General features: G+C 64.4%; 26 protein-coding genes. 16 read left to right on the top strand and 10 right to left on the bottom strand.

Features of this window, described 5'->3' with window-relative positions; translation table 11 throughout:
* Positions 1 to 19 precede the first annotated feature (19 nt).
* Entirely contained in the window at positions 20 to 340 is a 321-nt protein-coding gene (locus ACXAED_RS08885; RefSeq protein ID WP_475048882.1) for a YciI family protein, read from the top strand.
* A gap of 63 nt (positions 341 to 403) precedes the next feature.
* Here ACXAED_RS08885 and ACXAED_RS08880 read toward each other — a convergent pair whose 3' ends face one another.
* Positions 404 to 1402 (bottom strand): asparaginase, encoded by a 999-nt coding sequence (locus ACXAED_RS08880; protein ID WP_475048880.1) that lies wholly within the window; start codon positions 1400 to 1402, stop codon positions 404 to 406.
* Between the two features lie 181 nt (positions 1403 to 1583).
* Between ACXAED_RS08880 and ACXAED_RS08875 the strand changes: the two genes are divergently transcribed.
* From ACXAED_RS08875 to rlmN, 3 genes are all read left to right on the top strand, one after another.
* The gene (locus ACXAED_RS08875; RefSeq protein ID WP_475048877.1) at positions 1584 to 2114 is read left to right on the top strand and encodes an invasion associated locus B family protein; all 531 of its coding nucleotides are present in this window, start codon (positions 1584 to 1586) and stop codon (positions 2112 to 2114) included.
* A 100-nt stretch (positions 2115 to 2214) separates the two neighbouring features.
* Positions 2215 to 2610: a lysozyme inhibitor LprI family protein gene (locus tag ACXAED_RS08870; RefSeq protein ID WP_475048874.1), complete on the top strand. Its 396-nt coding sequence runs from the start codon at positions 2215 to 2217 to the stop codon at positions 2608 to 2610.
* 109 nt (positions 2611 to 2719) lie between these two features.
* Positions 2720 to 3907 carry a dual-specificity RNA methyltransferase RlmN gene (gene rlmN / locus ACXAED_RS08865; RefSeq protein WP_475048872.1) on the top strand — a complete coding sequence of 396 codons (1188 nt, stop codon included), beginning with the start codon at positions 2720 to 2722 and terminating at the stop codon, positions 3905 to 3907.
* 40 nt (positions 3908 to 3947) lie between these two features.
* Here rlmN and ACXAED_RS08860 read toward each other — a convergent pair whose 3' ends face one another.
* On the bottom strand, positions 3948 to 5189 hold the full coding sequence (locus tag ACXAED_RS08860) for a zinc-dependent metalloprotease family protein (protein ID WP_475048870.1): 1242 nt from the start codon (positions 5187 to 5189) through the stop codon (positions 3948 to 3950).
* A 333-nt stretch (positions 5190 to 5522) separates the two neighbouring features.
* Between ACXAED_RS08860 and ACXAED_RS08855 the strand changes: the two genes are divergently transcribed.
* Positions 5523 to 5732 (top strand): hypothetical protein, encoded by a 210-nt coding sequence (locus ACXAED_RS08855; protein ID WP_475048868.1) that lies wholly within the window; start codon positions 5523 to 5525, stop codon positions 5730 to 5732.
* 31 nt (positions 5733 to 5763) lie between these two features.
* On the opposite strand, the gene ACXAED_RS08850 is transcribed toward ACXAED_RS08855, so the two are convergent.
* Positions 5764 to 6612, bottom strand: coding sequence for an LOG family protein (locus tag ACXAED_RS08850; RefSeq protein WP_475048866.1), 849 nt, complete (start codon positions 6610 to 6612; stop codon positions 5764 to 5766).
* Between the two features lie 148 nt (positions 6613 to 6760).
* Here ACXAED_RS08850 and ACXAED_RS08845 point away from each other — a divergent pair, with 148 nt between their 5' ends.
* The 4 genes from ACXAED_RS08845 to ACXAED_RS08830 all read left to right on the top strand — a co-directional run bounded on the left by ACXAED_RS08845 (position 6761) and on the right by ACXAED_RS08830 (position 10875).
* Entirely contained in the window at positions 6761 to 7681 is a 921-nt protein-coding gene (locus tag ACXAED_RS08845) for a threonine/serine dehydratase (RefSeq protein ID WP_475048863.1), read from the top strand.
* A gap of 38 nt (positions 7682 to 7719) precedes the next feature.
* Positions 7720 to 8319: a GntR family transcriptional regulator gene (locus ACXAED_RS08840; RefSeq protein ID WP_475048860.1), complete on the top strand. Its 600-nt coding sequence runs from the start codon at positions 7720 to 7722 to the stop codon at positions 8317 to 8319.
* A gap of 118 nt (positions 8320 to 8437) precedes the next feature.
* Positions 8438 to 9265: a 2,3,4,5-tetrahydropyridine-2,6-dicarboxylate N-succinyltransferase gene (dapD, locus tag ACXAED_RS08835; RefSeq protein WP_475048857.1), complete on the top strand. Its 828-nt coding sequence runs from the start codon at positions 8438 to 8440 to the stop codon at positions 9263 to 9265.
* Between the two features lie 242 nt (positions 9266 to 9507).
* Positions 9508 to 10875, top strand: a complete 1368-nt coding sequence (locus ACXAED_RS08830; RefSeq protein ID WP_475048854.1) for a formimidoylglutamate deiminase — start codon at positions 9508 to 9510, stop codon at positions 10873 to 10875.
* A gap of 63 nt (positions 10876 to 10938) precedes the next feature.
* On the opposite strand, the gene ACXAED_RS08825 is transcribed toward ACXAED_RS08830, so the two are convergent.
* Positions 10939 to 11406: a HutD/Ves family protein gene (locus ACXAED_RS08825; protein WP_475048851.1), complete on the bottom strand. Its 468-nt coding sequence runs from the start codon at positions 11404 to 11406 to the stop codon at positions 10939 to 10941.
* 136 nt (positions 11407 to 11542) lie between these two features.
* Between ACXAED_RS08825 and ACXAED_RS08820 the strand changes: the two genes are divergently transcribed.
* Positions 11543 to 11890, top strand: coding sequence for a hypothetical protein (locus tag ACXAED_RS08820; RefSeq protein WP_222504199.1), 348 nt, complete (start codon positions 11543 to 11545; stop codon positions 11888 to 11890).
* A 9-nt stretch (positions 11891 to 11899) separates the two neighbouring features.
* Here ACXAED_RS08820 and ACXAED_RS08815 read toward each other — a convergent pair whose 3' ends face one another.
* The gene (locus tag ACXAED_RS08815) at positions 11900 to 12955 is read right to left on the bottom strand and encodes a transporter substrate-binding domain-containing protein (protein WP_475048848.1); all 1056 of its coding nucleotides are present in this window, start codon (positions 12953 to 12955) and stop codon (positions 11900 to 11902) included.
* 276 nt (positions 12956 to 13231) lie between these two features.
* Here ACXAED_RS08815 and dapE point away from each other — a divergent pair, with 276 nt between their 5' ends.
* From dapE to rnr, 4 genes are read left to right on the top strand one after another with little or no spacing between them, the layout of a single operon-like run.
* Entirely contained in the window at positions 13232 to 14377 is a 1146-nt protein-coding gene (dapE, locus tag ACXAED_RS08810) for a succinyl-diaminopimelate desuccinylase (RefSeq protein ID WP_475048845.1), read from the top strand.
* Positions 14374 to 14799, top strand: a complete 426-nt coding sequence (locus ACXAED_RS08805) for a GNAT family N-acetyltransferase (RefSeq protein ID WP_475048843.1) — start codon at positions 14374 to 14376, stop codon at positions 14797 to 14799. The genes dapE and ACXAED_RS08805 overlap by 4 nt, the downstream gene beginning before the upstream one ends.
* Complete coding sequence (locus ACXAED_RS08800; RefSeq protein ID WP_475048840.1) at positions 14796 to 15476, top strand: TIGR04282 family arsenosugar biosynthesis glycosyltransferase; 681 nt, start codon at positions 14796 to 14798, stop codon at positions 15474 to 15476. The genes ACXAED_RS08805 and ACXAED_RS08800 overlap by 4 nt, the downstream gene beginning before the upstream one ends.
* A gap of 55 nt (positions 15477 to 15531) precedes the next feature.
* Positions 15532 to 17805 (top strand): ribonuclease R, encoded by a 2274-nt coding sequence (rnr, locus tag ACXAED_RS08795; protein ID WP_475048837.1) that lies wholly within the window; start codon positions 15532 to 15534, stop codon positions 17803 to 17805.
* 34 nt (positions 17806 to 17839) lie between these two features.
* On the opposite strand, the gene ACXAED_RS08790 is transcribed toward rnr, so the two are convergent.
* Together ACXAED_RS08790 and ACXAED_RS08785 are read right to left on the bottom strand one after the other, a co-directional pair.
* Positions 17840 to 18262, bottom strand: a complete 423-nt coding sequence (locus ACXAED_RS08790; protein ID WP_475048834.1) for a DUF1801 domain-containing protein — start codon at positions 18260 to 18262, stop codon at positions 17840 to 17842.
* On the bottom strand, positions 18259 to 18957 hold the full coding sequence (locus ACXAED_RS08785; RefSeq protein ID WP_475048831.1) for a glutathione S-transferase family protein: 699 nt from the start codon (positions 18955 to 18957) through the stop codon (positions 18259 to 18261). Before ACXAED_RS08785 ends, ACXAED_RS08790 begins: the two co-directional genes overlap by 4 nt.
* Before the next feature lie 84 nt (positions 18958 to 19041).
* On the opposite strand from ACXAED_RS08785, the gene ACXAED_RS08780 reads away from it, so the two are divergent.
* Together ACXAED_RS08780 and ACXAED_RS08775 are read left to right on the top strand one after the other, a co-directional pair.
* Positions 19042 to 19758 carry a helix-turn-helix transcriptional regulator gene (locus tag ACXAED_RS08780; RefSeq protein WP_475048829.1) on the top strand — a complete coding sequence of 239 codons (717 nt, stop codon included), beginning with the start codon at positions 19042 to 19044 and terminating at the stop codon, positions 19756 to 19758.
* A 62-nt stretch (positions 19759 to 19820) separates the two neighbouring features.
* Positions 19821 to 21152: a lytic murein transglycosylase gene (locus ACXAED_RS08775; RefSeq protein WP_475048826.1), complete on the top strand. Its 1332-nt coding sequence runs from the start codon at positions 19821 to 19823 to the stop codon at positions 21150 to 21152.
* A 132-nt stretch (positions 21153 to 21284) separates the two neighbouring features.
* On the opposite strand, the gene ACXAED_RS08770 is transcribed toward ACXAED_RS08775, so the two are convergent.
* From ACXAED_RS08770 to ACXAED_RS08760, 3 genes are all read right to left on the bottom strand, one after another.
* Positions 21285 to 22460: an ABC transporter permease gene (locus tag ACXAED_RS08770; protein WP_475048823.1), complete on the bottom strand. Its 1176-nt coding sequence runs from the start codon at positions 22458 to 22460 to the stop codon at positions 21285 to 21287.
* Between the two features lie 5 nt (positions 22461 to 22465).
* Positions 22466 to 24094 (bottom strand): ABC transporter permease, encoded by a 1629-nt coding sequence (locus ACXAED_RS08765; protein ID WP_475048820.1) that lies wholly within the window; start codon positions 24092 to 24094, stop codon positions 22466 to 22468.
* Between the two features lie 84 nt (positions 24095 to 24178).
* Positions 24179 to 25279, bottom strand: coding sequence for an extracellular solute-binding protein (locus ACXAED_RS08760; RefSeq protein WP_475048817.1), 1101 nt, complete (start codon positions 25277 to 25279; stop codon positions 24179 to 24181).
* Positions 25280 to 25350: the final 71 nt, after the last annotated feature.

Here is a 25350-nt window from a genome sequence, read left to right as displayed (position 1 = left end):
CAACCAAGGGAGAAGACCAATGCCAGAGTTCATTTTTGTCTACCACGGCGGCAAGACCCCGGAGAGCGAGGAGGAAGGCGCCAAGGTGATGGAAGCCTGGAAGAGCTGGATGGGCTCGATGGGCGACGCGCTGAAAGTGCCGGGCGCGCCGGTGGGCATGTCCAAGACCGTCAGCGCCGGCGGCGTGGCGGACAATGGCGGTGCAAATCCGGTCTCGGGCTATTCGGTTGTGCAGGCGTCCAGCCAGGACGCGGCCTGCGAGATGGCCAAGGGCTGCCCGATGGTGGCGGATGGCAGCGGCTCTGTCGAAGTCGCCGAGATCATCGAGATGGAGATGTAAGGAAACGCCCCGGTCCAGAGCCGGGGCGTTTGATTCCGGAACAGCGACTCCGCCGCCTTGCTATTAGAACAGCAGCTCCGCTGCCGGGCGGATGGACCCGCATTCCAGCCCGCGGCGGCTGTAGAGCGTCTTGTTCATGTACTTGCGGGTGTCCGGGTGCTCTGCCTCCAGCACGCCAAGGCTGACCATCAGCGCGGCAATGGCGCATTCGCTGGCGCGGGTGGTGCCATCTGTGATCTTCAACGCGACGCCCAGCTTCTGTTCCGGCAGAATGGCGATGAACACCGCCTCGGCGCCTGTCTTGATCGCGACCTTGCCGCCCATCGCGCGCATCAGGTTGGTGCAGCAGCGGGTTTCGCCAGCCACCAGTTCCGGATGCGCGGTCATTGCCGCGACCAGCTGCTGCGCCGCCTCTGAGGCGCGGTCGGAGCGGTCCGCGGCGCTGGCAAACCATGCCATGGAACGGGCCAGGCCCGTGACAGTGGTGGCAAAGTTCGGTGCCGAGCAGCCGTCGATGCCATAGCCGGGGCTATCCTGGCCGGTGGTTTCCTCAAACGCGGCAAGACAGGCCTGCTGCACCGGGTGATCCACCTCGATGTATTCCGCACCTGCGCCCAGGTACTGCGTCAGGGTCAGGAAGCCCGCGTGCTTGCCGGAGCAGTTGTTGTGCACCTGGCAGGGGCTGCTGTCGGACTTGATCAGCTCATTGCGGGCGGGGATGTCATCCGGCAGCTGCGGGCCGCAGCGGAAATCGTCATCGCCGAGGCCCAGCTGATCGAGCCAGCTGTTCACCCGGTCCGTGTGGATGTGCGCGCCGTTGTGAGAAGCGCAGGCCAGCGCCAGCTGCTCGGACGTGAGGCCATAGCGCGCAGCGGCGCCGGAAGTGATCAGCGGCAGCGCCTGGATCATCTTGGCGGAGCTGCGCGGATAGATCACCGCATCGGGGTCGCCCCAGCTGCGCACCACCTGGCCTGACGCATCGCAAATGACGGCATGGCCCAGGTGCAGGCTTTCCAGCAGCGGGCCGCGCCAGACTTCGGCCATGGGCACAGGTTTCGGCATGATGTCTCCCCTCATGTTTTGTTGGCGAAATCCTGCCAAAACGCACTTTCGCCCGTGGTGCTTGTTACGTTAGTGTGGTTGTGTAGCGCAAGCGAGGGGATCGGGACCAGACAGCGGATGAAACGCTGCGGGCCCTTTGCTTGGTTTTGAGGTATAGAGAACAGTCTTGGAGTCGGGACAAATGGCATTGAAACTCGCCCGCGTGGCTGCGGGCCTGTGTCTGGCAGCATTGGCAACCACCGCATCTGCGCAGGAAACTTCGAAGAACCGCGTCGCCGCCAAGGTCGATTGGAGCGTGTTCGAAGGCGATAACCCTAGCGAGTGCTGGGGTGTCTCGGCACCGAAGGAAACGGTGAACACCCGCGACGGCCGTGTGGTGGCGGTGCGCCGCAGCGAGATCCAGCTGTTTGTCACCTTCCGCGAGAATGCCACCCCCAAGGGTGAAGTGAGCTTTACCGGCGGCTATCCGTTTGCGCCGGGCTCCACAGTCAACATGGCGATCGGCGACTCTGAGTTCGAACTGTTCACCGAGGGCGAATGGGCGTGGCCCGCGACCCCTGCGGATGACGCCAAGATAATCACTGCGATGAAGCGCGGCGCCGATGCGGTGCTGACCGCACGTTCGGCCCGCGGCACCCAGACCAAGGACACCTTCTCGCTGTTGGGCTTCACCGCAGCGGTTGAAGACGCCGAGAAACGCTGCAGCAAGTAACCCTTGCCCGCACGGTATTCCTGCAAACCCCGGCCCGCGCCGGGGTTTTCTTGTTTGCAAGCCGTGAGGGGCGTAGCATGGGAAGCAGGAGGTGCTTGCCATGCCTAAGTTTGCCATTCTCCCGTTCACTTGCCTTGCAGTTGCGCTGCTTGCCCTGCCCGCCCATGCCAATCCGGCGCTGGAATGCGGCGACGGCAGCCAGGAGGAAGTCGGCTCCTGCGTCGCCGACGACGAAGAGGGGGTGGAAGCGGCGCTCTTCAACGCGCTGGAAGCCGCAATGGTCGCGGCCGCGGAGCGCGACAACATCAATGGCGGGACCGCGGTTGAGGCTGCGCTGATGCAAAGCCAGACCGCCTGGGAGGCGTTCCGGACTGCCCATTGCGCCTTTGCCGGCGAAGCCCATGACGTGCGCGAAGACGCCGGGATTGCAACCCGGGCCTGCTGGACCACCCTGGGCCGGGCACGGGTAGCGGAGCTGGTGCGCTTCGCCAGATAAGCACGGCCTGGCAAAGCGCCGGAAAAACTTGTTCCGAGGATTCCTTTTGATCTTCGGTCAGAATCCTATATAGAGCCGCATCCGCCCATCAGCATCGAGTTCGAAAGCCATGACCGCCAGCGCGCCGATCACCCAAGACGTATTGACCCTGCCCCGCAAGTATCCCGAGGGCGGCAAGATCAATCTTGTCGGCCTGACCCGCGAGCGGATGCGCGAGGTGCTGATCGAACACGGCACGCCGGAGAAGCAGGCCAAGATGCGGGTCGGCCAGATCTGGCAGTGGATCTACCAGTGGGGCAAGCGCGACTTTGCCGAGATGACCAACCTCGCCAAAGCGTACCGCGCGCAGCTGGCGGAAACGTTTGAAATCCGCGTCCCGGAAGTGGTGAGCAAGCAGGTGTCCACGGATGGCACTCGCAAATACCTGGTGCGGATTGCCGGCGGGCATGAGGTTGAGGTGGTCTATATCCCCGAGGATGACCGCGGCACCCTGTGCATCTCCTCCCAAGTGGGTTGCACGCTGACCTGCTCCTTCTGCCACACCGGCACTCAGAAGCTGGTGCGCAACCTGACCCCCGCCGAGATTGTCGGCCAGGTGATGATGGCGCGCGATGATCTGGATGAATGGCCGGTGCCGGGCGCACCGAAGGAAGAAACCCGGCTGCTGTCCAACATCGTGCTGATGGGCATGGGCGAGCCGCTTTATAACTTCGAAAACGTCCGCGACGCGATGAAGATTGCGATGGACCCGGAGGGCATCTCCTTGAGTTGCCGCCGGATCACCTTGTCGACTTCCGGCGTGGTGCCGGAAATTGCCCGTACGGCGCAGGAAATCGGCTGCCTGCTGGCGATCTCCTTCCATGCCACCACCAACGAGACCCGCGACGTGCTGGTGCCGATCAACAAGCGCTGGAACATCGACGAACTGCTGCAGGCGCTGGCGGATTATCCCAAGGCGTCGAACTCGGAACGGATCACCTTTGAATACGTGATGCTGGATGGGGTGAACGACTCGGATGAGGACGCGCACCGGCTGATCGAGCACATCAAGCGCTACAACATCCCGGCCAAGATCAACCTGATCCCGTTCAACGAATGGCCCGGCAGCCCGTACAAGCGGTCCTCCAACAACCGCATCCACGCCTTTGCCAACATCATCTATCAGGCAGGTTACGCGTCACCGATCCGCAAGACCCGCGGCGATGACATCATGGCGGCGTGCGGCCAGCTGAAATCGGCAACAGAACGCGCCCGCAAGAGCCGCAAGCAGATCGAGGCTGAAGCCGGGATGAAATGAGCCTGGCCCGGGCCTCCGCGCGGCAGGGGCCCGGTCTGCATCAGGTGAAAAGAAAGTGGTCTTCGGTGAGCGTGCCGGTGAACCCGGTAAGCTCGATCTCGATGTAACCGTAATAGCTGATCTGCGTGCTGCCGCCGCTTTGAGTGATCACCAGATCGCTGAACTCGTCCACGGCGGTGTTGGAAAACTCGATCCTGTCGGCGCCCCGCCCAAAGTCTGTAATCACTTCCTGTTCGTAGTAATCAGCCGATACAAACACAAAAGTGTCGGCGTGCTTGCCACCGGTCAGCTGGTCCGATCCGTCGCCGCCGATCAGGCGGTCCCGGCCCCTGCCGCCGATGAGCGCATCATCACCACTCCCCCCTGAGAGCGTATCCCGGCCGCCGCCGCCGACTAGCTTGTCCGCTTCGTTTGTGCTGCCGGAATAGACCCCGTCATCCATGCCGCCGATCAGGACGTCGGACTCCTTGCCGCCGATCAGCGTATCCTCGCCGTAGCCGCCGGTAAGGGTGTCCAGACCGGTGCCGCCGACCAGCTTGTCATCTGCCTCGCGGCCGATCAGCGTGTCATTTCCGCCGCGGCCCAAAATCTTGGTATTCTGACCAACTGCCAAAACGGTTTCAGCGGCAGCGCTGGTGTCGATCACGACCTTGCCGCTGGACTTAACCTGCACGCTCCACTCTGCCACGTCCGCGCTGCTGCCGTAGATATGCTGCAGCGCCTGCAGGTCAAAGGTGCCCAGCTCTGTCACGTTGTACCCGGCATAAGTGTAGGTCATCACGGTGTTTTCCTGAGTGTCCAGGTGACCTGCCAGGGTGGGGTCGCCGTCATGCGGATGCTTCAACCCAAGCGCATGGCCGATTTCGTGCAGAACAGTCTCATAGCCGTAGGATCCAGGCATCATGTTGCTGCTTTGAATCGCCAGGCGGCCCTCGTTTGTTGAGTAGCTGCTGGCCCAGGGCAGATCCGCCCACCCTGCCGCCGAACCGCCGTCATAGCCGAAGACATTGATCATGGCGGGGCCGTCTGTCTCGGCGAAGATCACACCGGACGCTTCCTCGAACTCGGCCAGGGCCCGGCGGAAGTAGTCCCGCTGCTCGCTGTTAAACGACCAATACCTGGACGCCCCGTAAGGGTCGCTGCCTGCGTCACCCAAATCACTGCTGCTGGTGAAGCTGTAGGTTACAACAGTATTGGTTCCCAGGCCTGTCACGCTGTTCCAGCGGAAATTGCTGTTGGACGTGTACGCCAGTAGCGCCGTGTAGTCTGTAACTTCGGTCATCAAGCCTCTCCACTGTTCCACCGCCGGCAACTTTTTGTTTGGAATTGTGGCCAGGATTGGCCCGCTTCCGGGCGAAATCCGTTCCTTCCGGCAGTGTTTACTTTAGTTTGCACAACCGCGGCTGCATTTCAGTGAAAATCACACGCTGTGCTGCCACCCGGACCTGCGGAACAAGGGCGGCCACCCTCTGGCGAGATGCTGCCGCAAGCTCTCTGTTGCCGGAAAGCACCAGTCAGCTGCCGCCCAATTTTTTCCCCAGACCGGCTCGAATGCCGCCATTTGCCGGGGACAGTCTCCAAATCATGGACAAATGTTTTGAAAGGTAATCTTCTTATGACACCGTCGGACAAACAGGCCCCGCCCGTTGACCCCAGCGTTCTGGAACTGATCCGCAGCGAGCGGCAAAAGGCGCTCAGCCCGCGGGAGTGGAAATTCCGCCTGCGCGGCTATGGATATGCGGTGAAAACCGTGGAAGGGACCCCGGTTCTCACCCGGCTGACCACCGGCGACGAAATTGGCACGCTGCCGCCGGAACTGGCCTGAGCCCGGCAGCAGCGAAGGTCAGCAAGCGCGCTCAGCGCTCGCGCCCGGGAAGGGAATCGCGCGGCGGCGCGGGCTCCCAATTGTCGATGATCTGCACCGCTTCCTGCGCGGTGTCGACAACACGGAACAGGTCCAGATCCTGATCCGAAATGGTGCCGGCATCGGCCAGCGCCTCCCAGTTGATGATCTTGTCCCAGAATTCTTTGCCGAACAGCAGGAAGGGCACCCGCTCCATCCGCCCGGTCTGGATCAGGGTCAGGCTCTCGAACAGTTCATCCAGGGTGCCAAAGCCGCCCGGGAACACGCTGATCGCCCGCGCCCGCATCAGGAAGTGCATCTTGCGGATCGCGAAATAGTGGAAGTTGAAGCTGAGGTCCGGCGTCACATAGCCGTTGGGCGCCTGCTCATGCGGCAGCACGATCGACAGACCGATGGACTGGCCGCCCGCATCCTGGGCGCCGCGGTTTCCGGCTTCCATCACACCGGGGCCGCCGCCAGTCACCACAACATTCTGCCGTCCGCCGCTCTGCTTTGACTTTTCCGTCATCAGCCGCGCGAATTCACGTGCCTCATCATAAAAATGCGACAGATCGGCCAGCGTCTGGGTGCGCGCCTGATCCTTGTGTTCCGGATCCGGAATGCGGGCGCCGCCGAACATCACGATGGTGCTTTCGATGCCGCGCTCGTTCAGCATCAGCTCCGGTTTCAGCAGTTCCAGCTGCAGACGCACCGGGCGCAGTTCCTCGCGGTACATGAAATCCTGGTCGGCGAAAGCCAAACGGTAGGCTGGCGACCGTGTCTGCGGCGTGGCGGGCACATGCTCAGCCCTGTTCCGGTCGGTATGGGCATCGCTGAAACGGCTGTGGCGGTCTTCGGTCATGGGCAATCCAGGCAAAAAATAACAGGACCTCCTTTGTAGCTCTCCTTGGCCGTTAGCGCCAATCAAGAATGCATCAGAACGTGCCATTCCGCTTGCGTCCGGGTCCGGCGCGGCTAAGGTTCCGGCGCAGCAGGCAGGAGGGCAGCACATGGACTGGCAGAGGGAAATCACCGCAGCGGCAGAGCGCATCCGCCCCCATGTGCAGCGCACCCCGGTGATGCAGACGCAGGGCTTCGGGCTGCCGTTTCCGGTGGAGCTGAAGCTGGAGCACATGCAGCACACCGGCAGCTTCAAGGCCCGCGGTGCCTTCAACACTCTGCTGAGCCAGGAAGTGCCCGCCGCGGGGCTGGTCGCGGCCTCGGGCGGCAATCACGGTGCCGCAGCCGCCCATGCCGCGCACCAGCTGGGCCATAAGGCGCGGATCTACGTGCCGGAGATGGCAGGACCCGCCAAGATTTCCCTGATCGAGCGCACCGGCGCCGATCTGCAGGTGGTGCCCGGCGCCTATGCAAATGCGCTGGAACAGGCGCAGGCTTACGAACAGGAAACCGGCGCCATGCAGGTGCACGCCTATGACGCGCCTGCCACCGTTGCGGGCCAGGGCACCTGTTTTGCGGAATGGCAGGCCCAGGGGCTAGAGGCCGATACCCTGCTGATTGCCGTCGGCGGCGGCGGCCTGATCGGCGGCGCACTGGCCTGGTTCCAAGGCGCCCGGAAGATTGTCGCGGTGGAGCCGGAAACCTCCTGCGCGCTGAACGCGGCGCTGGCGGCCGGGCAGCCGGTCGACGTGGAGGTCTCCGGTGTGGCCGCCAACGCGTTGGGCGCCAAACGCATCGGCAGCATCTGTTTTGAGCTGGCGGCAACGCAGGGCATCACCTCTCTGACTGTGCCGGACAGCACCATTACCGAAGCCCAGACGGCGCTCTGGCGCGAGAGGCGGATCCTGGTCGAACCTGCCGGCGCAACGGCGCTGGCGGCGCTGATGTGCGGCGCCTACCGGCCGGCACCGGGCGAGCGGCTGGCGGTGCTGATCTGCGGCGGCAACATCGCCCCGGATCCGCTGGGATAATCCTTGCGGGCTGCAAGCCGCCCCGGTATCGCCAGTATATGTCTGCAACCATTGCCGATACGATCTACCAGGCGCTGAGCGAGCGCATCATCACCGGAAGCCTGCCTGCCGGGGAAAAACTGCGCCAGGACCATATCGCCCGCGAGTTCGAGGCCAGCCACGTGCCGGTGCGCGAGGCGCTCTTGCGGCTGGAGGCGCATGGGCTGGCCAAATCCGAACCCCGCCGCGGCACAAGGGTCAGCGCGCTGGACCCGTCCGAGATTCGCGAGGTAATCGAAATGCGGGTGGCGCTGGAGGTGCTGGCCCTCACCCACGCCTTTGCCCGCCTGACACCTGAGGACATCGACGCGGCCGAGGCCGCCCGGCTGGCCTGCGACGCGGCAGAGGACATGGCCGGCTGGGAACGTCTGAACCGCGCCTTTCACCGGGTGATCCTGGCACCCTGCGCGATGCCGCGGCTGCTGGCCTCGATCGACGATCTGCACATCGCCGCCGCCCGGCATCTGTTCGCCAACTGGCAGCACCAGTGGACCCGCCGGGTGGACACCGACCACGCTGCTATCGTCAGCGCGATGACCCGCCGCGATCCCGCCGCCGCCTGCGAAATCCTGCGCCGCCACCTGCGCCGGGTGCGCTGACCGGCTGGAACCCGGCAAAACGCCGTCAGGGGCGGCAATTTGGACGCAATCCGGACATGACCTGCAGGCAGATTGCCGCTATGAAGCTGCGACTCAAACCGATGCCGGAGGAACCCCCATGTCCAACGCCCAGCTGGAAGCAGCGATCGAAGCCGCCTGGGAGGCGCGCGACACCATCACCCCCGCCACCACCGGCGAACAGCGTGAAGCCATCGAAGACACCCTGAACGCGCTCGACTCGGGCAAGTTGCGGGTGGCCGAGAAGCTGGAGAGCGGCGACTGGCACGTGAACCAGTGGGCCAAGAAGGCAGTTCTGCTGGGCTTCCGCATCAAGGACATGGAAATCCAAGAAGGCGGCCCGCAGGCCGGCGGCTGGTGGGACAAGGTCGACAGCAAATTTGCCGGCTGGGGCGAAGCTGACTGGAAATCCGCAGGCTTCCGCGCGGTGCCCAACTGCGTCGTCCGCAAATCCGCCTACATCGCGCCCGGCGCGGTGCTGATGCCCTCCTTCGTGAACCTCGGCGCCTACGTCGATGAGGGCACCATGGTCGACACCTGGGCCACCGTCGGCTCCTGCGCCCAGATCGGCAAAAACGTGCACCTGTCCGGCGGTGTCGGCATCGGCGGCGTGCTGGAACCGATGCAGGCAGGCCCCACCATCATCGAGGACAACTGCTTCATCGGCGCCCGGTCCGAGGTGGTCGAAGGCTGCATCGTGCGCGAAGGCTCGGTGCTCGGCATGGGCGTCTTCATCGGCAAGTCGACCAAGATCGTCGACCGCGAGACCGGCGAAGTGATGTACGGCGAAGTGCCGCCCTACTCGGTTGTGGTGGCCGGTTCGATGCCGTCGAAGAACAACATCAGCCTCTACTGCGCGGTGATCGTGAAGCGCGTTGATGAGAAGACACGCTCCAAGACCGGCATCAACGAGCTGCTGCGCGACTGATCTGTGCCGCACTTCCGAACGACAGGAACGCGCCCTATCCGGGGCGCGTTTTTTTATTGGGGCTTTGCCCCAAACCCCAGGATATTTTTAGCCAGATGAAGACTGGATCCTCTATTCATCTGGCCTGGAAATATTCCGGGGTGAGGCCGCCAGGCCGAGGGGCAGCGCCCCTCCTGTGCAAAACCCTTGCCGCGCAATAAGCCTGCCGCTAATAGTATTACATCTACACATAAGAGGGTCATATGCAGACCATATTTGCCCAGCGCGCCCGCTTGCCCGAGAGGTGGGCAGAAAACATCCGGCTGACGGTTGAGGCCGGACGGATCTCCTCCCTGGAAACCGGTGCCACGCCGCAGGCAGGCGATAGGCGGGCGGACGTGCTGCTGCCATCGCTGGGCAATCTTCATTCCCACAGCTTCCAGCGCGCGATGGCTGGCATGACGGAATACCGCGCCGCCGGGAAGGACAGCTTCTGGACCTGGCGCGAGCTGATGTACCAATTCATGGACCGCATCACTCCGGAACAGTACGAGGCCATCGCGGCGCTGGTGTTCATGGAAATGCTGGAAGCCGGTTATGCTTCAGTCGGGGAGTTTCACTATGTCCACCACCAGCCGGGCGGCGGGCATTTCGCGTCGCTGACTGAGCTCAGCGAACGGGTGTTTGCCGCTGCCAGGCAGACCGGCATCGGCCTCACCCATCTGCCGGTGCTGTACACCTATGGCGGGGCTAGGAAACAGGCTCTGAATGGGGGGCAGCAGCGGTTTGGCAATTCGGTTGCGGAATTTTCCGAGCTCGTCACCCGCGCCCGGGACATTGCCGCACGGGACTTGCCCGAGGATGCCAGCGTTGGCATCGCGCCGCATTCGCTGCGCGCCACCTGTCCCGAGGATCTGGCGGAAGTGCTGCGGATCCAGAACGGGCTGCCGGTGCATATCCACATCGCCGAACAGCCCAAGGAAGTTGCGGATATCAGCGATTGGCTGGGGGCGCGGCCGGTCGAATGGCTGCTGGAGAACGCCGCCGTGGATGGCAAATGGTGCCTGATCCACGCCACCCATATGACCAGTGCCGAGACCATCGGCATGGCCCGCTCCGGCGCCGTTGCGGGTCTCTGCCCGATCACCGAGGCCAACCTGGGCGACGGGCCGTTCAACGGGGTGGAATACTTGGCGCATGACGGGGTCTTTGGCGTCGGATCAGACTCTAACGTGCGGATCTCGCTGCCGGAGGAGCTGCGCACCTTGGAATATTCCCAGCGTCTGCGCGACCTGGCGCGCAATGTGCTGGTGCCGGGCGAGGGCTCGGTGGGCGAGACGCTGTACCTGGGCGCGGCCAAAGGCGGGGCGCAGGCCCTGGGGCGCGATGCCGGGCGGATCGAGGAAGGCGCGCTGGCGGACCTGGTGGCGATTGACAGCGGTATGCCCGCTCTTTGCGCGCTGAAGCCGGAGCAGCTGCTGGACGGCCTCTGCTTTGCAGCAGGCGATGACACTGTGACCGATGTCTGGAGTGCCGGCCGTCATGTCGTGCAGCAGGGCCGGCACATCGCACGGGACGGTGTCGTTGCAGGCTACAAGACCGCGGTCAAAGAGCTGCTGAACAGTCTCTAAACAGGCAAAAACCGCACTTGGATAACAGCGCCGCCGCCGGTGATCAGCGCGTCGGCGGCGCCCTCAGTCACGATACCCTCTCCGGGGCCAAGACGGTCTGGCCCCGCAATGTCCAGGCTGCCGGAGACGACGAACAGCACTTGCCAGGCTCTCCGCATCCGGAACCGGGCCCTCCGCCAGAACTCTGGGCTCTGCCGTCACTTGTGCCGGGTCGTAGATCACGTTGAACGCCCTGCAGGGCCCGTCGCGCAAGCGGCAGTCCAAATCCGCTCCGCCATCGAAGCACAGGGGCTGCAGCGGCCGGGCCTCCAGCCGAGTGCGGCCGTCCGACAGGGTGTGGCCGGCGCCTTCGACAATGCAATGGATGCGAGCGAGGCCCGGAAAGGCGGAAAACGGGCCGCTTTGGGCGATATCCGCGAGGCTCAGGCGCCAGACCATCCGGTCATCTTCGTTGTGCACGGCCAGTTCGCGGGTCACGCCGCCGCCGTTCTTCCAGGGCACGGCCTGGGCGGTAAGAGCGGAGATGCGCATCGGGCTGTCCTTCTGCCATTCGGATAAGCCCAGCCATAAAGCGGAGAGGTGAAATACCGCAAGCCTTCCGTTTCCCGATCATCCCACCCGCGCTATTTGATTGACCATCCCCCTGCCCCGGCGCTATGGCGGCGGCATGGAAAAGAAGAAACCCTCCCGCCAGCAAGTCTATACCCTGCTTGTCCAGATCGGCCGCAAGGACGGGGACGGCCTGCCCGACGGTGCCACCGGTGCGGCGCTGATGATCTATGCCTCCGGCGTGGACGAGGCCGAGGCGGTGCGGGAAACCGTGGCGATCCTGAAACAGGCCGATACCGCGCCCCTGGATGTCACTGGATACGGCACGCTGGAAGAGCGCGAGGCCGAAGGCCACGAGATCGGCGATGAGGAACGTGATCTTATGCAGCGGGCGCTGGAGGAAAACGCGGTGATCGTTGCGCAGATGACCCCGTTCTTTGACGGCGAGGAGCCGGTATTTCACTAACGGCAGGCCTCAGTTCTGGCTGCCGAACCATTTGCGGTAAAGGGCGTCGTAGCTGCCGTCCTCCTGCATCGCCAGCAGTGCCTGGTTGACCTCCTCCACCAGCGGCGAGCCGGCCGGGAAAACAAGGCCGTAGTTTTCGCGCAGGAAGGGCTGGCCGATGGTCTCGCCAAAACGGTGGCCGCCCTGCTGGACGTAGTAATTCAGCACCGGCGCATCGAAGACCACCGCCGTTACATCGCCGCGCTCGAACCCTGCCAGCATATCCTCCAGCCCGGCATAGGCGGAGTAGTCTATCTCACGCCGGTTCAGGAACCCGGCGGCGGTGGAGCCTTCGATGGTGCCCACGGACTTACCGTATAGATCGTTCACCGAATTGACCGAGCCGCTGATCGCCTCCACCGTCATCACCGCGGTGATCTTGGCGACAAAGACCGAGACGATGAACAGCGAAGACACCACCAGCACCACGCCGAACATGCGGCCCACGGGCGTGCGCGGCACCCGTTCCTCGAAGCCGCCGTTCACCACCAGGTTCAGCGCCCACCAGAAGGAAGGAAACCACGCCTCTTTCAAGGGGCGGTCGAAATAGGGCTGGGCGCGACGCTCGAAGGCCCACATCACCATGCCGCCGCCGAACAGCAGCAGGAAGGCGATGCCGATCGCCGCAGCCAGGTCCCACGACAGCAGCGCCCGCAGCAGAGACGGCTGGCGGATTTCATCGGCCTGCACCATGATCTGGAGGCCGCTTTCAAAGATCGGATGGCTGAAGTCCATCACAACTTCGCGCGAGGCGGTGATCGAGATATTGGCGGCGGCCAGGTCGGCCTCGCCGCTGCGCACCCCGTCCAGCATGTCCGAGAAACTGCCGGTGCGGCTGATGCGGTACTCCCAATCCAGCCGTTCGGCCAGGACCTTGAGAAGCTCCAGCGAAAAACCGGTGTCGCGCCCCTCCTCCACCATCGAAAACGGCGGCCGGGTGACGGTATTCACCGTAAGGACCTGCGCAGACAGCAGTTGCCCCCACAGCAGGAAAATGGCAGCGGTGATCAGGCGGAGGTACAGCACGGGAACGCTCGGATGGGCCTCTTTGAAGGTTTTAACGTCCTTAGGCGCTTCGCCTTTTTCACGCAAGCGCCTTGGCGCGAACGGTCTAAAGGGTGTTGCACGGGCGTACAGGCACAGCAGTGCGGCCTGCTTGCGCCGGGACCTAGCGGACGCGCCGGTTAGTTAAACCCCTGCACGACAGCAGCTTAAGCGCCGTGCCCGTTGGCGCTGGCGTGAATTGCACCGCCTGCCGATCCGCGCTAGGCGTGTGGCCAACCGACCTTCAGGAGCCATACGATGCCGCAGACCGATCCCGCCCGCCTGACCGCCGATCTGATCCGCTGCCCTTCGGTCACGCCGGCAGAAGGCGGCGCGCTGGTGCTGCTGGAAAACCTGCTGAGCAGCGCCGGATTTGAGTGCACCCGTACCGACCGCGGAGACGTCTCCAACCTGTTCGCCCGCTGGGGCGCCAAGGGGCACGCCAAGACCTTCGGCTTCAATGGCCATACCGATGTGGTGCCCTTGGGCGATGAGGCCGCCTGGACCATGCCGCCCTTTGGCGCGGAGGAGAAGGACGGCTTTATGTACGGCCGCGGTGCCACCGACATGAAATCGGGGGTAGCCGCCTTTGCCGCTGCCGCCATTGATTTCGTCAAGGAAACGCCGCCGGACGGGTCCATCATCCTGACCATCACCGGCGACGAGGAAGGCGATGCGGTGGACGGCACCACCGCGCTGCTGGACTACATGGAGCGCGAAGGCGAGCAGATGTCGGTTTGCCTGGTGGGCGAACCCACCTGCCCCAACGAGATGGGCGAGATGATCAAGATCGGCCGCCGCGGCTCGCTCACCGCCTGGTTCACGGTGACCGGTGTGCAGGGCCACTCCGCCTATCCGCACCGCGCCAACAACCCGCTGAACGCAATGGCGCGCCTGATGGACCGGCTGGCCAGCCATGAGCTGGACCAGGGCACCGAGCATTTTGACGCCTCCACCCTGGCCGTTGTCACCATCGACACCGGCAATACCGCCACCAACGTGATCCCGGCACAAAGCCGCGCCACCGTGAACATCCGGTTCAATGACGCTCATTCCGGCGCCAGTCTGACGGATTGGCTGCAGGGTGAGGCGGACAAGGTCGCTGCGGAGTTTGGTGTGGAGATAGGTATGAACGTGAAGATCTCCGGCGAGAGCTTCATCACACCGCCCGGCGCGCTGTCGGATCTGGTCGCACAAGCGGTGGAGGCGGAGACGGGCCGCAAGCCGGAACTGTCCACCACCGGCGGCACCTCGGATGCGCGGTTCGTGAAAAACCACTGCCCGGTGGTGGAGTTCGGACTGGTCGGCAAGACGATGCACCAGGTGGACGAGCGGGTCGAGGTCACGCAGATTCACAAGCTGAAAGCCATCTATACCCGCATCCTGCAGGACTATTTCGCGTGAGCCTGAGCATCGCCGTCACCGAGGATCAGGAGACCTGTTTCGCGCTGCGCCACCAGGTGTTTGTCAAGGAACAGGGCGTTCCGGTGGAAGAGGAACAGGACGCGCTGGACGCCACTGCCACCCATCTGCTCGCGGTGCAGGACGGTATCCCGGTGGGCACGGCGCGGATTGTGTTCAAGGATGACACCGCCAAGATTGGCCGGGTCTGTGTGCTGCCCTCCACCCGCGGCACCGGACTGGGGGCCAAGCTGATAGAGGCGGCCGTGGAAACGGCGCAGGCCCGCCCCGGCATTACCAGGGCCAAGCTGGGCGCACAGCTGCATGCCATCGGGTTTTACGAGAAGCTCGGCTTCACCGCCTTTGGCCCGGTCTATGACGATGCCGGTATTGATCACCGGGACATGGTGCGCGACTTCACGTGAAACGCACCCTGGTGATCATGGTCAAGGAGCCGCGGCCGGGACGGGTGAAAACCCGCTTGGGCCGGGATATCGGCGTGATCCCGGCCACCTGGTGGTTCCGGCATCAATCCGCCCGGCTGATCCGGCGTCTGCACGACCCACGCTGGCAGATCGTGCTGGCGGTGGCCCCGGACCGGGCAGTGAGCTCAAAGGTCTGGCCCGCTGACATGCCACGCTTGCCGCAAGGCAGCGGCGACCTTGGGCAGCGGATGAAGCGGATGCTCATAACAGCTTCAGGTATTCAACCGTCTGGCTCGGCCGCAGGCCGGGCCGCGCCCGACCCTCCCCCTGGGAGAGCGCTTACGCACCCGCCCAAGGTCAGGCGCGCCCCTACGCATGTCAGCTCCCCCGTCTGCCTGATCGGTGCCGATATCCCCGGCATCACCCGCGCCCATATCGCCCGCGCCTTTGCCGCGCTTGGCGATCATGACGCGGTCTTTGGCCCCGCAGATGACGGCGGCTACTGGCTGGTAGGTGCCAAACATCCCGCTCGTCTGCCCCATGGCCTGTTCGGCAATGTCCGCTGGTCCACTGAACACGCGCTGGCCGACACGCTGCGGACCCTGCCCGGCTGGCGCATCGCCCTGACCGATACCCTGCGCGACGTTGACACCGGCGCCGATCTGCCGCCGCGCTGACTGCTCTGCACGCTTTTCATCATGACGCCGCCCCGCCGCCGTGCTACGCGAAGGTATGAGCCGTATTCCCTCCAAGGCCGAAATCCTCGACTGGATCTCCGCCAACCCGACCCATACCTCCAAGCGCGACATCGCCAAGGCCTTTGGCATCAAGGGCGCGGACCGCATCGACCTCAAGCGCATCCTCAAGGAGCTGGAGGCGGAAGGGCATTTGCAGAAGCGCAAGAAAACCTACCGCGACCCGGACCAGCTGCCGCCGGTGACGGTGCTGCAGGTGAAGGCGCCGAACGAGGATGGCGACCTGTACGGGCGTCCGCTGGAATGGCATGGCGAGGGCGTGGAGCCGATCATTCTGATCCTGCCCAAGGCCTCCGACCCGGCCCTGGGCGAAGGCGACAAGATCCTGGTGAAGCTGCAAGCGGTGCCGGATCAGGACCACAACTTCGAGGCCCGACTGATCCGCCGGATTGGAACCAACGCAAAACGGGTGCTGGGAATCTTCCGCGCAGGGTCCGAGGGCGGGCGGATCGTGCCGATCGACAAGGCCGCATCATCCGAATGGATGGTGGCCCCGGATGCCATCAACGGGGCCAAGGACGGTGAACTGGTCGAGGCGGAACAGGCCGGCCCCAAGGGCCGTATGGGCCTGCCGCGCGCCCGCATCGTGGAACGGCTGGGCGACCCAGCCGCACCCAAAGCGGTGTCGCTGATCGCCATTCATCAGCACGGCATTCCCGACCACTTCCCCGACAAGGTGATGGCAGAGGCCGACGCGGCCAAGCCGATGGGCCTGAAAGGCCGCGAGGATCTGCGCGATCTGCCGCTGGTCACCATCGACCCGGCGGACGCGCGCGACCATGACGACGCCTGCTATGCCCATGCCGATGACGATCCCAAGAACCCCGGCGGCCATGTGATCTGGGTGGCGATCGCCGATGTGGCGGCCTATGTGCGCCCGGGCTCGGCGCTCGACCGCGAGGCGCGCAAGCGCGGCAACTCCAGCTATTTCCCCGACCGGGTGGTGCCGATGCTGCCGGACCGGCTGTCGGGCGATCTGTGCTCCTTGCACGAAGGGGTGCCGCGCGCCTGTATTGCCGTGCGGATGCAGGTGGATGCCGAGGGCAACAAGCTGTCGCACAAGTTCGTGCGCGGGCTGATGCGCTCCGTCGCCTCGCTGAATTACGCCGAGGTGCAGGAGGCGCAAGACGGCAGCCCGAACGACAAGACCGCACCACTGCTGGACGATGTGATCAAGCCGCTGTTTGCCGCATATAAGGCTCTAACAAGGGCAAGGGCCGCGCGCGAACCGCTGGATCTGGACCTGCCGGAACGCAAGATCGTGCTGGATGACGACGGCCACGTCACCTCGGTCGCCTTCCGTGACAGGCTGGATGCGCACAAGCTGATTGAGGAGTTCATGATCCTCGCCAATGTCGCCGCTGCCGAGACACTGATCCAGAAACGCTCGCCGCTGTTGTTCCGGGTACATGAGGAACCGGCGCCCGAGAAGCTGGAAGCGCTGCGGGAAACCGCGCGCGCGGCGGGCCTCAACCTGGCCAAGGGGCAGGTGCTGCAGACCCGGCATCTGAATGCGCTGCTCAATCACGCGGCGGGCACGGATGATGCGGAGCTGATCAACATCTCCACCCTGCGGTCGATGCAGCAGGCCTACTACAACCCGGAGAATTTCGGCCACTTCGGCCTGGCGCTGCGCAACTACGCGCATTTCACCTCGCCGATCCGCCGCTATGCCGACCTGATCGTGCACCGCTCGCTGGTCTCGGCGCATGGCTGGGGCAAAGACGGCCTGACAGAGGAGGAGATCGAGCGGCTGGAAGAGACCGCCAATCATATCTCCGACACTGAGCGGCGCTCGATGATTGCGGAGCGGGACACCACCGACCGCTACCTGGCCTCCTACCTCAGTGAGCGGGTCGGCAATGAGTTCGAGGGCCGGATCAGCGGCATCGCCCGCTTTGGTGCCTTTGTGAAGCTGGATGAGACCGGCGCCGACGGGCTGGTTCCGGTGCGCTCAATCGGGCGGGAGTTCTTTCATTTCGACCCGCAGGCCGGCACGCTGACCGGGTCTGACACCGGTTTGACCATTGCGATCGGCCAGCGGGTGACAGTACGGCTGACCCAGGCCGCGCCGGTGACCGGCGGGCTGGAGCTGGAACTGCTGGCGCTGGAGGATGCGCCGATGCCATCCGGAGGCGGACAGCGCGGCCGCCGCAGCCCGGCAGGCCGGACCGTGAAACGCAAGGCGGCAAAGTCCAAACTCAAGGCCACCAAGGTCAAGCGCAAGGTCGAACGCAAGCGGCGGAAATAAGCGGCTGTCCCCGCGGGTACAGCTTTCCACTTTGTCAGGCCGGCACCTGTAGCGGCGGGCGGATGCGGTAGGTCAGCGCCCGCTTGATCAGCCAGCCGTGGCGGATCGGCTCCACCTCCTGCGGAACATTGAACAGCACCGCGCGGGTGCCCTCGAACCGGTCCCAGGCCGGGAAGGCGGCAGCGAATTCCGGGATCAGCCGGCTTTGGCAATGCACAAACAGGGCAAAACGCGCGCCTTTGTGTACGCCCAGCCGGATTGTGGATCCGGTTTTGCTGTCGGGTGTGAGGTAGGAAGGCTGGCCCCAGCGCAACGCCTCCTTGATCCGTCCGGCCTCCGGCGTTTGCGCGGCAGTGTCAAAGATCAACCGCCGCAGCGCCAGCAGGCCTGCGCGGGCCTGCCGGTCCTGCACATCAAATGCGGCCTCGATGTCCGGGCTGGCAAAGGGCGGGATCATGGCAGCGGCACCGTTTCAAACACCCGGTTAACATAAGGCTTGAGCACCGCGTCGTCGAGAATGCGGGAGACCAGCGCCGTGCGGACCGGGGTTGTCCCCATCGCCTGCAGCATGGAGGCGACGCTGAAATCGGCGCTGGAGATCTGCGGTCCGAACAGGAAATCCTGCCCCTTCAGCAATGCGGCGATGGCCTGCAGGTCTTGATCCACACGCTGGTTCCGTTCCTCCTCGCTGAACCGCGCGGTACCCTGGAACACCAGCCCTTTGTGCACCGAGCGGCGGATGGCGCCGGTAACCGGGCGGCGGATCAGGGCGGGGATTTCATGGAAGTACTTGTCGCGGATCGTGGGCCAGACCGCGTCATTGTCCCAGCGGTCGCGCACCACGTGGAAATAGAGCGTGTCCTCCGCCATCCGGATCAGCATCTGCGCCTGTGCCCGGTCGCGCGCGCCGAGGGCAGAGTCGAAGTCGGTGCCCTGCTGCTCCAGCCAAACGCGGATGGCGCTGCTGTCCGGCACCAGCCCGCCGGGGGTGCGCAGCACCGGCAGCTTGCGGTGCGGCATCTTGCGGGGGTCGTTCAGGTCTTCGCGGGTCCAGGTTTGGCCGGAAAAGGCTAGTAATAGAGCCGCTTTGACGCAAAACGGGCTGAGGCTGAAGACGGCGCCGTTGCGGGGGTAGGTCAGTAGGGTCAGCATGGGAGCCTCCTGTCGTTTCGGGTTGCAGGCAGCCTAGATCCGCATGGTGACAAAAACTGTCATCAGGCGTAGACAGAATAGGCTATGTCCCGCACCCACCGCCTCTTCCAGCTGATGCAGGCCCTGCGCCTGGGGCCCGGCCCGCACACCGCAGCGGAACTGGGCCGCGACCTTGGCGTCTCCGCCCGCAGCATCCACCGCGACATTGCCACCCTGCGCGAGATGGGAGCGGTGATTGATGGCGAGGCGGGCTATGGCTTTACCCTGATCGAGGACAATGCGCTGCCGCCGATGGGCTTTCGAGATACCGAGCTGGAAGCGCTGGTGCTGGGCCTGCGCGAGGTGGAACTGATCGGCGATCCGGAGCTGGCCACCGCGGCCTCGGAAGCCTTGCGCAAGCTGCAGGCGCGGCTGCCGCCGCGGCAGGCGCACCGGCTGCGCCACGCGGTGCTGGCGCCCTACCGGTTCGAGCGCCCCGTGCCGCCCGCGATTTCGGCGCAGGACCTGCGGCAGGCAGCCTGGGACGAGGTGGAAGTGCGCTTTGGCTATACCGACGGCTACGGCGCGGTGACAGAGCGGCAGGTGAAACCGCTGAGCGTGGTCTATTTCGACCGCTCCACCGTGCTGATTGCCTGGTGCGGACTGCGCGACGCGGTGCGGGTGTTCCGGCTGGACCGGATGCGGGAACTTGAGCTCACCGGTCAAAGCTTCCGCCCGCACCGGGTGCCAATGCTTCGGGACGCGCTGGAACAATTCCGCCAGGCGCACCGGCAAGCGGCGGCCCGCACATGCAAGGAGTGACCTCTTTACCCGGGCTCCGCCGCCGCTAGACTGGCAGAGAGCAGTATATAATGAGGTGCATCATGCGCAGATGGGTTGCAGCGTCCCTGGTGGCAGGCGGGGCCATGGCGGCAGAGGCCGCACCGGACAATTCACTGAGGCCCAACCAGCGGCCGGAAGCGGTCAAGCTGGAGGGACAGGATGGAAGTTTTCAGCTGGCGTCGGCGGCCACGGCCATGAGACCCGCAGCGCGTCCAGCTGCCCTGAAGCAAGTGGAGCTGGAACCGGCTGCGGCAGAGCTGAATTTCCAGGGCTGGATCCAGGGGTTTCGGGACCGCGCCCTGGCCCAAGGCATCACCGCGCCGGTGCTGGACAGCGCCTTTGCCGGGGTCAGCTATGACCCGGAGGTGATCCGGCGAGACCGTAACCAATCGGAGTTCACCAAGACGATCTGGGAGTACCTGGACAGTGCGGCCTCGGAGCTGCGGGTGAAGAACGGCAAGGCGGCGGTGCGGGAGCATCAGGCGCGGCTTGAGCAGATCGAAGCCAAATACGGCGTCGAGAAAGAGATCGTGGTGGCGGTCTGGGGGCTGGAGAGCAGCTATGGCACCTTCCGCGGCAAGATGGACGTGATCCGCTCGCTGGCAACCCTGGCATTTGACGGGCGGCGCGGGGCGTTCTTTGAAGGTCAGCTGGTTGCAGCGCTGAAGATCCTGCAGGCGGGCGATGTTGCCGCGCGCAAGATGACCGGCAGCTGGGCCGGGGCCATGGGGCACACCCAGTTCATCCCGACCTCCTATCTGGACTACGCTGTGGACTTCACTGGTGATGGCAAGCGCGACATCTGGTCGGACAACCCGGCCGACGCTCTGGCCTCGACCGCGGCATACCTCAAGCAGTTTGGCTGGGTGAAAGGCCAGCCCTGGGGGGTGGAAGTGACCCTGCCCAAGGGGTTTGACTACACGCTGGCCGACCGGGACATCGAAAGGCTGCCTTCGGAATGGGCGGCCCTTGGCATCAAGGGGCTGAACGGGCGCGCGGTGCGCGATCACGGTAAGGCCTCGATCCTGCTGCCGGCGGGCAGCGCGGGGGCGGCCTTCATGATCTTCCGGAACTTTGCCGTGCTGGAGCGCTACAACACCGCGGACGCCTATGTGATCGGGGTCGGGCATCTGGCCGACCGGATCAAAGGCGGCGCGCCGATCCAGAGCAGCTGGCCGCGCAGCGACCGGGCGCTGACCCGGGCGGAGCGGGAGGAACTGCAGCAGCGGCTGACCGCAGCCGGGTTCGATACCGAGGGGGTCGACGGCCGGATCGGGCCCAAGACGATTGGCGCGGTGCGCGCTTATCAGGTGGCCAGCGGGCTGACACCGGATGGGTATGCCTCGCCCCGGCTGTTGCGGCGGCTGCGGTAAAGAAGACGCGGAGGGGGCCAGCCCCCTCTTGGCCTGACGGCCAATTCACCCCCGGGATATTTTCAGCCAGATGAACAAGGGAAAGGCCCCGCTTGGCGGGGCCTTCTATGTTCAGCCGCCAGTGACTGACAATCAGGTTGGGGACATTCCGCGCAGGCGCTCGGAGCGGCGGCGCAGCATCTCGACCGTGGTCAGAAGCGCGATAGAGATCACCACCAGGATCGTCGCCACCGCCAGGATGGTGGGCGAGATCTGCTCACGCAGGCCGATGAACATCTGCCACGGCAGTGTCTTTTGGCCGGCGGAGCCGACGAAGAGCACCACCACCACCTCGTCGAAGGAGGTGATGAAGGCAAACAAGCCGCCGGAGATCACGCCCGGCAGGATCAGCGGCATCTGCACCCGGAAGAAGGTGGTGACAGGCCCGGCACCCATGTTGGCGGCCGCGCGGGTGAGCGAGCGGTCGAAGCCCACCAGGGTCGCGGTCACGGTGATGATCACGAAGGGGATGCCCAGTGCCGCATGCGCCAGCACCACGCCGAAGTAGGTGCCCTGCAGGCCGATCCGGCTGTAGAAGAAGTACATGCCCGCGGCCGAGATGATCAGCGGAACGATCATCGGCGAGATCAGGATCGCCATGATTGCGCGGCGGAACGGCACATGCGGCTGGCTGAGGCCAATTGCCGCCAGGGTGCCGAAACCCACCGAAAGGAGCGTCGCCATCGGCGCGATCTTCACCGAGTTCCACAGCGCCTGTTGCCAGTCGTCATTGGTGAAGAAGTCGCGGTAGTGCTTGAGCGAATAGCCTTCAGGGTCGAAGCGCAGCATTTCCGGGGTGAAGGTGAAGAAGTCCTGAGCGTTGAAGCTGAGCGGCATCACCACCAGGATCGGCGTGATCAGGAAGACGAAGATCACCCCGCAGATCACCCGGAAGGTATAGTGCCACAGCACCTGGCCCGGAGTGAGGTACGGCGCCAGGTGGGCGCGGTAGCGCGAGGTGGTGATCCAGAACACGAACCAGCCGGCGAACCAGCCGAACAGCGCGCCGATCACCGCGGCGACGAGGCCGCCAAGCACGAAGCCTGCCGCTGCGAAGACCGCAATGAGCAGCCAGCGCAGCGGGGTTTCCTTGTCCGTCATGCCGGCAAAGACAAAGCCGATCACGCCCAGCAGTGCCGCGCCGATCAGCACCCCCAGCAGGCCGGAGCCCTGGGCGGTGCCGACGAAGAGGCCGAAGAAGGCCCCCGCGGCGGCGGCCGTGGCTGCAGTGAAGCCGGGGGTTTGGTTTTCAACAGGTGTCAAAGCCATTTCAATTATCCCAGTTTCACGTTGTCGATGCCGACGATCTTATCATAGGCCCAGTAGAGCCCCAGGACGATCACCAGCAGAATGGTGCCAAGCGCGGCCGCGAGACCCCAGTTCAGCGACTGCGAGATGTGGAAGGCGATCCGGTTGGAGATGAAGACACCCTTGGTGCCGCCGACCAGTTCCGGCGTGATGTAGTAGCCGATGGCCAGGATGAAGACGAGGATCGAGCCCGCGCCAATGCCCGGAACCGACTGCGGGAAATAGACCCGCCAGAAGGCCGTCCAGTTGGTGGCGCCCAGCGATTTCGCCGCCCGCAGGTAGGAAGGGTTGATGGTCTGCATCACCGAATACATCGGCAGGATCATGAACGGCAGCAGGATGTGGGTCATTGCCACGATGGTGCCGAACTGGTTGTTAATCATCACCAGACGGTCGCTGTCACTGACCAGACCCAGCCAGACCAGCGTGTCGTTGATCACGCCTTGCTGCTGCAGCATCACCTTCCAGGCAGAGGTCCGCACCAGAAGCGAAGTCCAGAACGGCAGCAGCACCAGGATCATCAGCAGGTTCGCAGTACGCGACGGCAGGTTGGCGAGGATCCAGGCCACCGGATAGCCAAGCACGATGCAGCTGCAGGTGATTGCCAGCGACATGATCAGCGTGCGCATGAACAGGGTGCCGTAGATGCGCTCGTCCTCGGGGCGCAATTCCGGGCCGTCCGGGCTTTTCTGCAGGTCGGCGGCGTTCAGGAAGTAGCCATTGGTGTATTTGCCCGCATAAGTCTTGAGCGTGCGCCAGACCTCCGGATCGGCCCAGTCCTTGTCCATTTTGACAAAGGCGTCGCGGGCGGATTCGGTTTCCATCTGGCCGGATTCGATCAGTGCCGCGGCGTCTTGCAGCAGGCGCTGCGCGTCGCCGCTGAAAGCCTGCGCGGCCTGCGGGTTGGCAGCCAGGTCGGAATGCAGGGCCATGTAGACCGGTGCCCAGGGCTCTTCCTCGGTCGGGCTGTCGTTATCCTCTTCCTGGATGGTGCGCGCAAACTTCAGATAAGCGTCGCTGGCCTTGGGCAGCGCCTCGCGGGCGGTTTCCGACAGCTGGAAGGGCGGTTCAGCCTCGCCGTCCGCGCGGCTGGCCAGCCAGTCCGGGTCGGCAAACACCGATACGAAGGTCTGCGGCTCTTCCCAGGCGGGATCGAGGGTTTCAAATTGCTTCAGGTAACCCTCGCCCACGTCATCGACGCGGCGGCCCGCCTTGCGGAACAGCGAGGAGATGCCCGGTGTTTCATAGTTCAGGCGGGTGCCGACGCGGGTGTGCTGTTTGCGCTCGGCGGCCACGACGAGGTCGTAAGCAAGTGCCTCATAAACCGCGTCAGGGGGCGTTTCGCCGCTGTCGGCGTCCCAGTCCTGCACCGCCACCACGGTCTGCGGAAGGGTGTCCTGCACGATGCGGTTCTCGACCGAGCGGAACAGCATGTCCGCAATCGGGAGAATGAAGGTCAGCAGGACAAAGAGCAGAAGCGGCGCAATCAGCAGCAGCGCGCGGATCTTCTGCATCCGGAGGGCCCGGGCGAGGCTGCGCTTTAGCGGCGTGCCGTCGGCGGCCAATACCGGACCGGATTGGGTGATGTCACTCATGGGGTTCCCCGTCGGGTCTTTTATTTTGTGGGGCGGGGGCCAGCGCATGGCGGCCCCCGCCGGGCCTCTCATCAGGAGGTCAGATTACTTGGCCAGCCAAGCCTGGAACTTGGCGTCCAGATCATCGCGGTTGTCGGCCCACCATTCGTAGTCATAGGTGTGGACGTTGCCCGCGTTTGCCGGATCGGTCGGCATGTGCGGCGCCATGTCGATGCCCAGTTCGGCGTGCTTGCCGACCAGCGGTGCCGAGGAGGCACGGGCCGGGCCGTAGGAGATGTAAGCGGCCTGGTCAGCCAGACGCTGGGTGTCGGTGGCGAACTTCAGGAAGTCCATCACGCGCGCCTTGCGGTCTGCGGGCAGGCCTGCCGGGATCACCCAGCCGTCGAGGTCAAAGGACTGCATGTCCCAGAGCATGCCGATCGGCTGGTTCTGCTCGGCGATTGCCGAGAACAGGCGGCCGTTGAAGGTCGAGCCCATCACCACTTCGCCATCGGCCAGCAGCTGCGGGGTTTCGGCGCCCGCGGTCCACCAGACCACCTGGTCCTTGATGGTGTCGAGTTTGGCCAGCGCCTGATCAACACCTTCGTCGGTGCCCAGCACGTCATAGATCTCGTCCTTGGCCACGCCGTCGCAGTACAGCGCCCATTCCATGTTGTCGATCGGACGTTTCTGCAGCGAGCGCTTGCCCGGGTACTTTTCGGTGTCGAAAATCGCGCAGACCGAGTCCGGCTGGTCGATCAGGTCGGTGCGGTAGCCGAAGGTGGTCGAATAGACGATCTGCGGCACGAAGCAATCGCTGACGATCAGGTCGCCGAAATCTTCGGATGCCGGGGTGCCGTCGGGTGCAGCAGCCAGAACTTCGTCATGGTCGATTTCTTCCGCCAGGCCTTCGTCGCACAGGCGCATGGAGTCGGAGGCCACGGCATCCACCAGATCCCAGGTCACATTGCCGGCTTCGTTCATCGCGCGGATTTTGGCCACGGCCTCGGCCGAGCTTTCGTCCCAGATGATTTTGACGTCGGGGTTCTGTGCCAGGTAGGGCTCGACGTAAGCCTTGTGCTGGCTGGCCTGGTAGGCACCGCCCCAGGACACCAAAGTCAGCTCATTGGCCATTTCCTCGGCAAAGGCCGAAGGGGCGCAAAGGGCAGTGGTCACCGCCAGTGCAGACATTTTGCTGAGTTTCATAGAGAGTCTCTCCTTGTTGAAATTCACAGATGTGAAGCCCCCGATCGTTATTCTGCCGGGGGTTCGGCGCG

The organism is Leisingera sp. ABM4_103, assembly GCF_056158685.1.
Note: the sequence above shows the minus strand (reverse complement) of the source record. Positions and strands in the feature narration are given on the sequence as shown.

What these genes read in the sequence shown, in the direction of transcription:
- ACXAED_RS08885 (WP_475048882.1), top strand. Translation starts at nt 20, where the DNA reads ATGCCAGAGTTCATTTTTGTCTACCACGGCGGCAAGACCCCGGAGAGC.
- ACXAED_RS08880 (WP_475048880.1), bottom strand. Translation starts at nt 1,402, where the DNA reads ATGCCGAAACCTGTGCCCATGGCCGAAGTCTGGCGCGGCCCGCTGCTG.
- ACXAED_RS08875 (WP_475048877.1), top strand. Translation starts at nt 1,584, where the DNA reads ATGGCATTGAAACTCGCCCGCGTGGCTGCGGGCCTGTGTCTGGCAGCA.
- ACXAED_RS08870 (WP_475048874.1), top strand. Translation starts at nt 2,215, where the DNA reads ATGCCTAAGTTTGCCATTCTCCCGTTCACTTGCCTTGCAGTTGCGCTG.
- rlmN (WP_475048872.1), top strand. Translation starts at nt 2,720, where the DNA reads ATGACCGCCAGCGCGCCGATCACCCAAGACGTATTGACCCTGCCCCGC.
- ACXAED_RS08860 (WP_475048870.1), bottom strand. Translation starts at nt 5,189, where the DNA reads ATGACCGAAGTTACAGACTACACGGCGCTACTGGCGTACACGTCCAAC.
- ACXAED_RS08855 (WP_475048868.1), top strand. Translation starts at nt 5,523, where the DNA reads ATGACACCGTCGGACAAACAGGCCCCGCCCGTTGACCCCAGCGTTCTG.
- ACXAED_RS08850 (WP_475048866.1), bottom strand. Translation starts at nt 6,612, where the DNA reads ATGACCGAAGACCGCCACAGCCGTTTCAGCGATGCCCATACCGACCGG.
- ACXAED_RS08845 (WP_475048863.1), top strand. Translation starts at nt 6,761, where the DNA reads ATGGACTGGCAGAGGGAAATCACCGCAGCGGCAGAGCGCATCCGCCCC.
- ACXAED_RS08840 (WP_475048860.1), top strand. Translation starts at nt 7,720, where the DNA reads ATGTCTGCAACCATTGCCGATACGATCTACCAGGCGCTGAGCGAGCGC.
- dapD (WP_475048857.1), top strand. Translation starts at nt 8,438, where the DNA reads ATGTCCAACGCCCAGCTGGAAGCAGCGATCGAAGCCGCCTGGGAGGCG.
- ACXAED_RS08830 (WP_475048854.1), top strand. Translation starts at nt 9,508, where the DNA reads ATGCAGACCATATTTGCCCAGCGCGCCCGCTTGCCCGAGAGGTGGGCA.
- ACXAED_RS08825 (WP_475048851.1), bottom strand. Translation starts at nt 11,406, where the DNA reads ATGCGCATCTCCGCTCTTACCGCCCAGGCCGTGCCCTGGAAGAACGGC.
- ACXAED_RS08820 (WP_222504199.1), top strand. Translation starts at nt 11,543, where the DNA reads ATGGAAAAGAAGAAACCCTCCCGCCAGCAAGTCTATACCCTGCTTGTC.
- dapE (WP_475048845.1), top strand. Translation starts at nt 13,232, where the DNA reads ATGCCGCAGACCGATCCCGCCCGCCTGACCGCCGATCTGATCCGCTGC.
- rnr (WP_475048837.1), top strand. Translation starts at nt 15,532, where the DNA reads ATGAGCCGTATTCCCTCCAAGGCCGAAATCCTCGACTGGATCTCCGCC.
- ACXAED_RS08790 (WP_475048834.1), bottom strand. Translation starts at nt 18,262, where the DNA reads ATGATCCCGCCCTTTGCCAGCCCGGACATCGAGGCCGCATTTGATGTG.
- ACXAED_RS08785 (WP_475048831.1), bottom strand. Translation starts at nt 18,957, where the DNA reads ATGCTGACCCTACTGACCTACCCCCGCAACGGCGCCGTCTTCAGCCTC.
- ACXAED_RS08780 (WP_475048829.1), top strand. Translation starts at nt 19,042, where the DNA reads ATGTCCCGCACCCACCGCCTCTTCCAGCTGATGCAGGCCCTGCGCCTG.
- ACXAED_RS08775 (WP_475048826.1), top strand. Translation starts at nt 19,821, where the DNA reads ATGCGCAGATGGGTTGCAGCGTCCCTGGTGGCAGGCGGGGCCATGGCG.
- ACXAED_RS08770 (WP_475048823.1), bottom strand. Translation starts at nt 22,460, where the DNA reads ATGGCTTTGACACCTGTTGAAAACCAAACCCCCGGCTTCACTGCAGCC.
- ACXAED_RS08765 (WP_475048820.1), bottom strand. Translation starts at nt 24,094, where the DNA reads ATGAGTGACATCACCCAATCCGGTCCGGTATTGGCCGCCGACGGCACG.
- ACXAED_RS08760 (WP_475048817.1), bottom strand. Translation starts at nt 25,279, where the DNA reads ATGAAACTCAGCAAAATGTCTGCACTGGCGGTGACCACTGCCCTTTGC.